Here is an 11,213-nt window from a genome sequence, read left to right as displayed (position 1 = left end):
GGTCACACCGTTCTCTGCGACAAAATAGTTACTTGTCACTATTAAGCCTTGATTTTCCGGGGTTTTTGAACCATTTTGATATAGTCTGAGCAGTCGATTATCGCTTGCTGAACTGTGGAGCGCGACGAGCTGCTTTGAGACCGTATTTCTTACGCTCTTTCATACGAGGATCACGAGTAAGGAATCCAGCTGCTTTAAGAACTGGTCTGTACTCTTTGTCTGCCTCAAGGAGTGCTCTGGAGATACCATGTCTGATAGCACCAGCCTGTCCTGTGTATCCGCCACCATGTACGTTTACAAGTACGTCAAATTTTCCTTCTGTTTCGGTAGCAGCCAGTGGCTGACGAACGATAGCTTTAAGTGTGTCTAATCCAAAATACTCATCAATGTCTCTTTTATTGATAGTGATTTTACCAGTACCTGGGGTAAGGTAAACTCTTGCTACTGATTTTTTTCTTCTTCCTGTTCCGTAGAATTTTGCGCTAGCCAATGTTTTCTACCTCCTAATTAAAATGTTAAAACTTCCGGTTTCTGAGCCGCATGTTTGTGTTCAGGTCCGGCATAAACGAAAAGTTTTGTGTACATTTCTCTTCCTAATGGTCCTTTTGGAAGCATACCTTTAACTGCCAGCTCAACAACTTTCTCAGGTTTCTTAGCCATCATCTCTTTTAATGTAGTCTCTTTCATTCCACCTACATAATCAGAGTGATTGTAGTAGATCTTCTGATCCATTTTCTTTCCTGTAACTTTGATCTTGTCAGCGTTAACAACGATTACATAATCACCTGTGTCAACGTGTGGTGTAAACTGAGGTTTGTTCTTTCCTCTTAAAACGCTTGCTACGCCAGAAGCCAGACGGCCAAGGGTGCAGCCTTCAGCGTCAACTACATACCATTTTCTCTCGATTTTATCTGGATTAGCCATATAAGTCTGCATGGTTTTACCTCCTGTTATTTATCAACGATTGTTTGTATAAATGCGAATTCTCGCATATGTTAGTAATATGGAAACGATGGTGCAATTACTGCGGAAATGTCCGAAACCGCTGATAAATACCGTCGCCGGGGCTATTGGCTAAAGTATCTCGCACTACGTCACATTGAGTTATTATATTATAAGCCTCCGTTTCTGTCAACCACTTTTTCCCCATATTTCCATCTTTTTTTCAAAAAGTTTTCCACATTCTTCCTGGATTGCTGATCAGCTTTTCCACAAAGCCTGCTTGCTGTCTCCACCTTATACACGCCCATCCACAACAGGTGTCTTTTGGAACAACAATTTATACACACTTTAATCAGGCATTTTATAAATTTTCTCTGTCAAGCGTTTTTTATAAATTTTCTCTGGTATTTTTCTCCGCAATGTGCTACATTAAAAAGAATGTATTCACAGGATACACAGTAACTATTTTATTTTTTCAGATAACTATTCAGCAAATACTATTCCGCGAGGCATTTTCACTATGAAAGCCCCAGGAGACAGCTGTGGAAGTGCCGCAGGAGGGTTCGCCTTTCTGTGCATCACAAAGCGCGTAACTGTAAGAGAACTGAACAGTTACTTTTATTTGAGGTGAAGTTTTCATGATAACATTTTTATCCCGTTTTTTCATCAAAGATTACAAAGACTACAGCTCCCCCCAGGTTCGCCAGTCTTATGGCATGCTCTGCGGAGCTGTGGGAATTGCCTTGAACATTTTTCTTTTTATAGGAAAATGGCTTGCCGGAATCCTAAGCGGCTCTATTGCCATCACGGCGGATGCCTTCAACAACTTATCGGATGCAGGCTCCTCTGTGATCACTCTGGTGGGCTTCAAGCTCTCCGGACAAAAACCGGATACAGAGCATCCCTTTGGACATGGACGCATGGAATATATCTCCGGACTTCTTGTCTCAGTTGCGATTCTGATCATGGGCTTCGAGCTGATCCGCTCCTCCATTGACAAGATCCGCACCCCGGAGCCCATTGAATGCAGCCCAGTTATTATTGCTGTCCTTATTGCATCTATTCTGGTAAAAATATATATGTACTACTATAACCGCACTATCGGTCACAAAATCGACAGTACTGCCATGCAGGCTACAGCTGGAGACAGTTTAAGTGACACAGTTTCCACCAGTCTGGTTCTTCTGGCAACTATCATCAGTCAGCTTACCGGATTGGTGCTGGACGGATGGTTCGGTGTCCTGGTGGGCATTTTTATCTTCTATACCGGAACCACTACAATGAAGGATACCATTGATCCCCTTCTCGGACAAGCCCCGGAGAAAAATTTAGTAGAGGAAATCGAAGAGATCGTTCTTGCCCATCCCCTTGTCCACGGCATGCATGACCTGATTGTCCATGACTACGGTCCAGGCAGACTAATTCTTTCCCTCCACGCTGAGGTTCCCGCCCACGGAGATCTGCTGATTATCCACGATGAGATTGACAACATTGAGCATGAGCTTCAGGACAAACTGAATTGTTCTGCCACCATCCACATTGATCCCATTGTCACAGACAACAAGGAGGTCAATGAAATACGCAGCCAGATTGAAGAAATCACCCGCAATCTGGACCGTCGTCTTTCCATTCACGATTTTCGCATAGTAGAAGGTCCTACCCACACAAACCTGATCTTCGACATAGCGGTTCCTTTCGAATGCAAACTCACCAACGTGGAGATCACAAATCTCCTCAAAGAACGCATCCGCAATATGGATGATGGCAACTATTGTGCCGTGATTCAAATCGACAGAGTATATTCATAAAAAATTCTTTTCCCCATACAAAAAGACTGGTTCTTCATGCAGCTGCATGAAAAATCAGTCTTTTTGTTATTTCGTCCGCACTGCGTCCGCTTTGAAGCACCTTTCCTTATCGAATATTCAAATAAACATCCTCTCTCGTATGAAATCCCCCGTCAATGATCACCTTATCCATATTTTCCGCCGTCACCGCAATTGGATCGATTTTATAATAAGGAATGTCATATGTCCCATCATTGAAGGTTTCTACCGCCTTGTATTCCCCTTCTCCGGAAGTAATATCCTCTCCTTTGCCAAGCGCCACTGCGAATTCGGCCGCCGTATTCGCTTCCTGTTCAATAGGCTTATAGACGGTCATTTCCTGTGTACCTTCCACAATCCTCTGACAAGCTGCCAGATCCGCATCCTGGGCCACCACAGCAACCTTCCCTGCCAGCCGGTTCTCCGACAACACCTTCACTGCCTGACTTGCCAGATCATCATTTCCGCACATCACTCCTACAATATCTTTTGTAACTTCCAACCCCTGAGTCACATGATTTCCGGCCAGCTCTGCCATCCAGTTATCGCAATATCCCGTATAAACCACATTCAGATTACTGCCTTCAATGGCTTTATTGAACCCCCTCACAACTTCATCCACATTTCTGTCTGTAGGAGATCCATTGATGGCAAAAATATTTCCTCCCTCTGGACAAGCCTGGATCAGCGCCTCTCCCATAAGGGTTCCAACCTTTTCATTATCAATGGTAATATACAGATCTGCATTAACATTTTCCACAATGCGGTCATAGCAAATTATATAAATCCCCATTTCCCGGGCTTCCTTCAGCACATCATACAAAGCATTTCCATCAATAGGGATCACCACGATCACATCCATCTTTTTCTTAATGAAATACTCTATCTGGGAAATCTGCTCTTCCACAACGCCTCCGGCTACCTGCACATTCACTTCTGCCCCAAGGCTCTGGGCAGTAGAAACAAACATATCCCGGTCCCGCAGCCATCTCTCAATTACAAAAGAGTCAAAGCTAAGCCCGATCTGCAGCTTATCTTCCTCTTTTGCTTCTTCCTTCTGCGGCTCCTGAGGCTTACCTCCGCAACCTGCTACCAATGCAGCTGCCAGGAGCAAAGCCAACGACAAGAGCAGCCAACGACACTTTCTCATTTTCCATACCTCGCTTTATACTCACTTGGAGTCATATCCATCTGCTTCTTAAAAATCCTGCTGAAATAATTGGGATCCGAATAGCCGCTCTGGATTCCCGCTTCCTTTACGCTTACATTTGCATCCACCAGAAGCTCTTTGGCTTTATCGATCCGGACTCTGGTCAGATACTCAATAAAATTCTCTCCAGTCTCCTCCTTAAAAATCTTGCTGAAATAATAAGGACTGATATTCACCTGACTGGACACATCATCCAGAGAAATATCCCTGCTGTAATTTTCCTGAATATAAAGCATGGCCTTCTTTACCGCGGAATTGGACTGATCTTCCTTCTGATCCCGGATTGCCCGGCATACATTTACCATCTTTTCCTGGAACCATTTACGAAGATCCTCATAGGTAGAAAGCGACATTGCAGTATCCAAATAGTCCCTGCGGTAACTAAATCCATAATTGATTGCGCCGCTGTCAAAGGCAATCTTCTCTCCCCAGATAATAAACTCCAGTATTTTCAGGCGGATATTATTCATATCCTGTGAATAATGCTCTACCATCCAGTCACAGAAAAAGTTCACCTCCTGGAGCATCCCCTCCTCATTTCCCTCCTCAAGACAGCGGAACATCCTCTTCTCATCATTGCCGGGAAAAGCCTCGTCATAGACACCATTCTGGGAGAGATCCTCTATATGTATTACCCTGCTCAGGCTTCCGTTTAATGCCCGGAGTGCTTCGCGGTAAGATCTCTCAAGCTCTTCCATTTCCCATACTCTTCCAATTCCCACACGGAATTTTGCATCCAGCCTGCCTTCCAGCCTTGTCACCAGTTCTCTTGCCTTTTCCACCAGATCGATACGGTCTTCGTAAGGATTCTGGAAAATTTCACAAGGCACTACCACAGGAATACGGTTGGACATAATATTTCCAACCACACAGGGAAAAGCAGACTTCACCACATCCCGGAATTCCGGATAAAAGCTTTGCGCCTTCACATTCATTCCAACCGGGCTTACCAGTCTTCCATTTTCATAGCTTTGTCCAAACTGCACCACCATAACATAACCCTGGCCATATTCAATATCCAGAAGCTGCTGGTAATAACCTGCTGCTGCCATCTCCTTCTGGAAAAGAAGAGAATTCACATAACCAGATTCCACAACCGGGATAACTGTCTCCAGCTTTTCCTGAATTTTCAACAGATTACTTCTCTGATCACGAACCTTATCCACCTTTGCTGTCGCTTCTTCCACCACAGAAATAATCTTACTTTTCGAAATCGGTTTCGTAAGATACTGTTCCACACCAAGATTGATGGCTTCTTTGGCGTAATCAAATTTGTCATATGCAGAAACTACATAAAACAAGGCGGAATTGTTGAACTTCCGGATTTCCCGCATAGCCTGGATTCCATTAATTCCAGGCATGTGAATATCCATAAACACAATATCCGGGTGAAAGGTCTCCGCCTTCTCGATTACCGCCCTTCCTGTTTTCGCAGTTTCCACACTGCATTTATCTCCGAATTCAGCCAGAATCACTCCTTTAAAAGCCTCCAGCATAAGTCCTTCATCATCTGCTATCAGAATACGGTACATTTTTTTGCTCCCCTTTATTCAGCCTCTGTCACTGCTCATTGCAGCATACTCCATGCTATCACTTTTTACTCATTCACTGGTACCTTCAACCTCCACCGGTAAGGTGATATGCACACTGGTTCCAAGTCCAAGGCCCTCACTTTCTATGGTAAGAAGATCTTTTTGTTTATAATACAATTCCAATCTGTCAATTACATTTCCTACTGCTATGCCTGTAGAATAACGGTCCTCTCCATTATTTCGTGCTTTCCCTGCCATAACGGATTGAATCATCTCCTGTGTCATTCCGGCGCCATTATCACTGACTATGATTTCCAGGTCATCCCCATCCTTGTGAATGGACATTCTGATTTTCCCAGTTTCCATACAGTCGTGAATTCCATGCTGCACGGCATTTTCCACCAGAGGCTGCAAAATCATGCTTGGAATCCTGAAATTCCCGATTCCCTCATCCACATCTTTTTCATAATTGATATCTCCGGCAAATCGGACATTTAAAATATAAATATAATTGTCAACTGCATCCACCTCTTCCCAGAGAAGAGCATCATCCTCCATTTTCCGCACATTATATCGGAAAAAGTCTGCCATCTTTTCCAGAAAAACGCCAGTACGCTCTGCATCCTCCAGCATGGCAAGCTGGGCCCCGGCATTCAGACAGTTAAACAGGAAATGAGGATTGATCTGAGCCTGAAGATATTTCAGCTGTGCTTCTTTCAGATGGGTCTCCATAAGAAGCTCCCTCTCCTTCATCTGTGCCTGCTTCTCTATACTCTCACGCTGTTGTTTAATATGAATGCGTATGCTGTCCAGCATCTGATTAAAGCTCCGGGTTACCACGCCAACCTCATCCTCGCAGACAACAGGCAGAATTGGCACATTCAGATTTCCCATGGCAACCTCATGCGCAGTACTGGAAAGCTGGGTCAGCGGCCGGATCATGGATTGCACAAACAGAATGATAATGGCCACACCTACTGCCGCCACAATGAAAATAACCACCAACGCCAGCCGATACAGTACATCCATAGAAGAAAGCAGGAGCTGGTAATTGGAGGAATTCATCCGGAAACGCAGATTATTCAGCTTGTAAATATAAGAATTGATATATTCATAAAGCTGCAGTTCTTTTTCATAAGAAGCCTTGTACTTCTCAATATTTCTGCCTCGCTTGGCTTGAACAGTCTCGCTGGTCTGATTCAGATAGCTTTCTGACATTCTGCGTATATTTTTTTCCAGCATTTTTACTTCATTGTCCACATTCCGGTCATTCAGCTTATCCAGAAGCTCCCGGTAATCCTGCTCATAGCGATAGTAATTTTCCAGAGCCTTGGTTCCCTTTATATTCAGATATTCATAAACCGTTCCTTCCAGATTGTTTAAGGTGTCCGAGAGATCATTAATTGCTGCATTGCTGGAAAAAACAGCATCAATCCGGTCTACACCGGTATGGATCTGTTCAAAGATAAAAAAATTGATGCATACTACAAACACCATGACAAGGGCCATAACAAAGCTTAATCTTGTCTGTATGGAATTCTGGACGGAAAGGCTTCCTTTTCTCTCTCTCATTTAATTCCCCTCCGTTCTGTAAGCACCAACATTGCTTCTGGTGATCACATGCTGACCCACACTGTAATAATTGCTGGTATGTCCCAGGGAGGAAAACTCTTCCAGGGCATTCACGCTGTATCTTCCGATTTCATCCATATCCAGAGCGATAGCTGAAGAAATAATCCCTTTGCTGATACCATCCAGAATTACATCGGAATAATAAAAACCAACTACATCCACATTTCCAACCTGGTTATAGTCAACCAGAGCCTGGTAAACGCACTCTGTCACAACCTCGTCCATGCACACCAGCACATCTGGCAGGTTCTCCTCGCTTACAAAAATATCCCGGACAAATTCCTCTGTATCAAAGCCAGAGCTGCTGTCAATGTTGTATTCTGAAATCGTTACGGTCTGATAATCCTTCTTTTTTTCCTCCAGTTCTTTTTTAATCTGGTAATAGATCAGATTGGTCTCCTGGGTCTTGGACTGGGAATTTGACAAAAGAAGGACCTGCGTATTCTCATGTTCCTTTAAAAGTCCAAGAATCTGTTCCGTGTAAGCATTTCCCAGCTGATAACTATTCAGTCCAACAAAGCTGATTCTGGCACTGGAGGAATCATCTGTCAGCACCGTAACTACCGGAATATCCGCATCTGAGGCCTCCTGGATCAGTTCCTGCTCTTCATCGCTTCCATCAGCTTCCAGAATGATCCCGTCCACCTGGGAGGCAATTCCAATACGCAGATAATCCGCCTGACTATAATTGGAATCGTGCCCGGGCTCGATCAATTCCAGATAAGCATCTGCATCCTTTGCCGCCTGGCTGGCGCTTTCATAGATGGAATCCCACATCAGGGTATTTTCCGCTCCTGCTATCATCAGATAATGTTTTGCGTAACTGGATGCACCCTCGCCTTCACCAAGATCCACCTGATCCAGTTTTTTCTGGAAATAAATCCAGATTCCAGAGAGAAATAACATACAGCCTACTATAATAAAAAAAACAGTCAATGTGGATTTTTTCATAATTAATAAGTTCCTTTATTGCCCGCGCTTTTGCCTGTAGGCAAACCGCCATTTTATTATAAAATAAATATGCTTTCAAACATCTACAGTTTACCATATTTGCATGCTATATGCAAAAGAAGCCATTGCATTTCTGCAACAGCTCCTTTCTGATTATTACTGTTCACTCCGTGACCAGTAACACGCTTCGCGATGCACAGAAATCATGCATTCGCATGATTTCGCGCCGCAATTCTCGGGTTTTCTGTGAACTTTGTTCACAAAAAACGCCTCGCGGAACGTCACCAGTGAACAGTAGTTTCTGATTACTTACTGCACTCTCAGCAGTTTTTTGGCAATTATTTAGTTGGATTTTCTATTAGAGATAACATCAAATACAACTGCGATCAGAAGTACGGCACCTTTTACAACATACTGCCAGGAATCACCGATACCCATGATTGACATACCCATGTTGATAACACCAAGGAGAAGAGCACCGATTACAACACCACCTACAGTACCACTTCCACCGTATGCAGAAGCACCACCGATGAAACAGGAACCGATTGCATCCATCTCGAAGGATGTACCTGTACTACCATTTACAGAACCTACACGTGCTGCGCAGAGAAGACCTGCAAGGCCAGCAAGTAAGCCCATGTTTGTATATGCAATGAAATAAACCTTATTTGTATCGATACCGGAAAGCTGTGTTGCTTTCTCGTTACCGCCGATTGCGTAGAAGTAACGTCCAAACGCTGTCTTGGATGTGATGAAGTTGTAGATCATGCAGATTGCAACTACCCATACAAGCATTACGGAGATACCTTTGTACTGATACAATTTGTAGCAATACCACAGAATAACAACTGCAATCACGGCTGCTCTGCTGTAATCAGAAGCTGCGGTATTCTGACGATAACCTTTTTTCGCTTTGTTTGCTCTGGAACGCATAGTGGAGAAAATAATGTAGCATGCGATCAGAACACCAACGATCAGTGCAGAATATTTCTTTCCATCATCAAGTCCAGGAATGTTAATGTAGGATGTAAATACATTCAGGAAAGATTTGTTCTGGATAGATACTGTCTTATTATCCAGTACCAGACGTCCAAATCCACGGAAAATGAACATGCCGGCAAGTGTTGTGATAAATGGAGGAATTCTCTTATAACCAATCCAGTAGCCCTGCCATACACCAACCAGAAGGCCGATTACCAGGCAAAGGAGAATGGTGATAAATGGATTGAAGCCCTTGCTGCCGATCAGGACAGCTGCAACACCACCAACGAAGCAGATAACAGATCCAACAGAAAGATCGATGTTACCACCAGTTAAGATACAGAGTAACATACCACATGCAAGAACCAGTACGTATCCGTTCTGGAGCATAAGGTTTGACATGTTCTGTGCGAAAAGAAGTCGTCCATCAGTCAGAGCACAGAACAGGATAAATACGATTACAAGTGCAATAACCATCGTATATTTTCTTAAAAAGTCTTTTATTTTTGCATTCATTTTGTTTTCCCCCTTCATTATTTCTTCTGATTCTGCATGATATGTGCCATGATGCCTTCCTGGGTAGCTTCTTTCGCATCCAGTTCTCCGGCCATTTTACCTTCATTCATGATATAAATCCGGTCGCACATACCAAGGATTTCAGGCATTTCTGAGGAAATCATGATTACAGATTTTCCCTGTTCCACCATCTGATTGATCAGACAGTAAATATCATATTTTGCACCTACGTCGATACCACGGGTAGGCTCATCCAGAATCAAAATATCTGGTTCTGTGAACATCCACTTTCCAAGAAGGGCTTTCTGCTGGTTACCACCAGACAGGTTACCAATACGCTGCTCATTGGAAGGTGTTTTCGTTCCCATTTCTTTTGTCATCTGCTCCGCCAGCTGTACCTCAAGGTCCGTGTTGATAATTCCATTATCACAGACTTTGTTCAGACGGGCAAGAGTTGTATTGAAACGAATGGACTCATCAAGGATCAGTCCGTTTGTCTTACGGTCCTCAGTTACATATGCAAGACCATGCTGGATGGCTGCACGAGGATCTTTCAAATCTACTTTTTCACCCTTTATATACAATTCTCCGGAAATTGCACTTCCATAGCTCTTACCGAAGATGGACATTGCCAGCTCTGTACGGCCTGCACCCTGCAGTCCTGAGAAACCAACAACCTCACCTTTATGTACTTTAAAGGAAATATTGTCGTCTACTATTTTTTCCGGATACAGAGGATGATGAACCGTCCAGTTCTTTACCTCCAGCATCACTTCTTTACTTACATTGTGCTCACGTTTCGGATAACGATCTTCCATAGGACGTCCAACCATTCCTTTGATGATCCTGTCCTCGCTTAAGTCATCCACGCCTTTTGTAAGTGTCTCGATTGTGCTTCCGTCTCGAAGAATGGTACAACGGTCTGCACAGTAAATGATCTCATTCAGTTTGTGTGTGATAATAATAGATGTCAGTCCCTGTTTTTTTAATTCCATAAGCAGGTCCAGAAGCATCTTTGCATCTTCATCATTCAGGGATGAAGTCGGCTCATCCAGGATGAGCAGTTTAACATCTTTTGAAAAAGCTTTCGCAATTTCTACCAGCTGCTGTTTGCCAGTTCCGATATCTTTGATCAGGGTCTGGGCAGATTCATGAAGACCTACCTGAGCCATATGTTTCTCAGCCTCGCTGTATGTTTTATCCCAGTCGATGGCTCCTCTTTTATTTTTGATCTCGTTTCCAAGAAACATGTTTTCACCGATGGAAAGCAGTGGGATCAATGCAAGCTCCTGGTGAATAATAACGATACCTTTTGCCTCGCTGTCATTAAGCTTTTTAAACTTACACTCTTCACCCTCGTAGGTAACCGTTCCAGTATAGCTGCCGTATGGATACTGACCACTTAATACGTTCATCAATGTGGACTTTCCCGCACCGTTCTCACCGATCAGCGCATGAATCTCGCCACGCTGAACTTCAAGGTTAACGTTATCCAAAGCTTTGACACCGGGGAATTCCTTCGTAATGTGTTCCATTACTAAAATATTGTCAGCCAAAATGGCGCCCCCTTTCCCATAAAGCAGGCGGGGCTTTTCACCCCGCCCACATTTAAACCTTTAT

Annotated in this window: 9 protein-coding genes; 1 reads left to right on the top strand and 8 read right to left on the bottom strand. The window is 43.7% G+C overall.

The annotated features are described in order from the left end of the window. Nucleotides 1-97 precede the first annotated feature (97 nt). Together rpsI and rplM are read right to left on the bottom strand one after the other, a co-directional pair. Nucleotides 98-490: a 30S ribosomal protein S9 gene (gene rpsI / locus LIZ66_RS16280; RefSeq protein ID WP_227201037.1), complete on the bottom strand. Its 393-nt coding sequence runs from the start codon at nt 488-490 to the stop codon at nt 98-100. Nucleotides 491-507: 17 nt separating this feature from the next. Further along, nucleotides 508-936: a 50S ribosomal protein L13 gene (gene rplM, locus LIZ66_RS16275; protein ID WP_117853326.1), complete on the bottom strand. Its 429-nt coding sequence runs from the start codon at nt 934-936 to the stop codon at nt 508-510. 644 nt (nt 937-1,580) lie between these two features. On the opposite strand from rplM, the gene LIZ66_RS16270 reads away from it, so the two are divergent. Then, nucleotides 1,581-2,750: a cation diffusion facilitator family transporter gene (locus LIZ66_RS16270; protein WP_173719576.1), complete on the top strand. Its 1,170-nt coding sequence runs from the start codon at nt 1,581-1,583 to the stop codon at nt 2,748-2,750. A 106-nt stretch (nt 2,751-2,856) separates the two neighbouring features. Here the strand turns inward: LIZ66_RS16270 and LIZ66_RS16265 are convergent, their stop codons facing one another. From LIZ66_RS16265 to LIZ66_RS16240, 6 genes are all read right to left on the bottom strand, one after another. Then, complete coding sequence (locus tag LIZ66_RS16265) at nt 2,857-3,918, bottom strand: sugar ABC transporter substrate-binding protein (protein WP_227201036.1); 1,062 nt, start codon at nt 3,916-3,918, stop codon at nt 2,857-2,859. After that, entirely contained in the window at nt 3,915-5,510 is a 1,596-nt protein-coding gene (locus LIZ66_RS16260) for a response regulator (RefSeq protein WP_173719578.1), read from the bottom strand. The genes LIZ66_RS16265 and LIZ66_RS16260 overlap by 4 nt, the downstream gene beginning before the upstream one ends. Nucleotides 5,511-5,579: 69 nt before the next feature. Beyond that, nucleotides 5,580-7,082, bottom strand: a complete 1,503-nt coding sequence (locus LIZ66_RS16255) for a sensor histidine kinase (RefSeq protein WP_226855506.1) — start codon at nt 7,080-7,082, stop codon at nt 5,580-5,582. Next, a complete protein-coding gene (locus tag LIZ66_RS16250) occupies nt 7,083-8,093 on the bottom strand; it encodes a sugar ABC transporter substrate-binding protein (protein ID WP_173771708.1) in 1,011 nt (336 codons plus the stop codon). A 342-nt stretch (nt 8,094-8,435) separates the two neighbouring features. Further along, on the bottom strand, nt 8,436-9,593 hold the full coding sequence (locus LIZ66_RS16245; RefSeq protein WP_148461694.1) for an ABC transporter permease subunit: 1,158 nt from the start codon (nt 9,591-9,593) through the stop codon (nt 8,436-8,438). A 17-nt stretch (nt 9,594-9,610) separates the two neighbouring features. Continuing rightward, nucleotides 9,611-11,149 carry a sugar ABC transporter ATP-binding protein gene (locus tag LIZ66_RS16240; protein WP_227201035.1) on the bottom strand — a complete coding sequence of 513 codons (1,539 nt, stop codon included), beginning with the start codon at nt 11,147-11,149 and terminating at the stop codon, nt 9,611-9,613. Nucleotides 11,150-11,213: the final 64 nt, after the last annotated feature.

Source organism: Blautia faecis, from assembly GCF_020554845.1.
Lineage (GTDB): Bacteria > Bacillota > Clostridia > Lachnospirales > Lachnospiraceae > Blautia_A > Blautia_A faecis.
The sequence above is the reverse complement of the archived record's forward strand: the minus strand, read 5'-3'. Positions and strand labels throughout refer to the sequence as shown.

What these genes read in the sequence shown, in the direction of transcription:
- rplM (WP_117853326.1), bottom strand. Translation starts at nt 936, where the DNA reads ATGCAGACTTATATGGCTAATCCAGATAAAATCGAGAGAAAATGGTAT.
- LIZ66_RS16250 (WP_173771708.1), bottom strand. Translation starts at nt 8,093, where the DNA reads ATGAAAAAATCCACATTGACTGTTTTTTTTATTATAGTAGGCTGTATG.
- LIZ66_RS16265 (WP_227201036.1), bottom strand. Translation starts at nt 3,918, where the DNA reads ATGAGAAAGTGTCGTTGGCTGCTCTTGTCGTTGGCTTTGCTCCTGGCA.
- LIZ66_RS16255 (WP_226855506.1), bottom strand. Translation starts at nt 7,082, where the DNA reads ATGAGAGAGAGAAAAGGAAGCCTTTCCGTCCAGAATTCCATACAGACA.
- LIZ66_RS16245 (WP_148461694.1), bottom strand. Translation starts at nt 9,593, where the DNA reads ATGAATGCAAAAATAAAAGACTTTTTAAGAAAATATACGATGGTTATT.
- LIZ66_RS16270 (WP_173719576.1), top strand. Translation starts at nt 1,581, where the DNA reads ATGATAACATTTTTATCCCGTTTTTTCATCAAAGATTACAAAGACTAC.
- LIZ66_RS16260 (WP_173719578.1), bottom strand. Translation starts at nt 5,510, where the DNA reads ATGTACCGTATTCTGATAGCAGATGATGAAGGACTTATGCTGGAGGCT.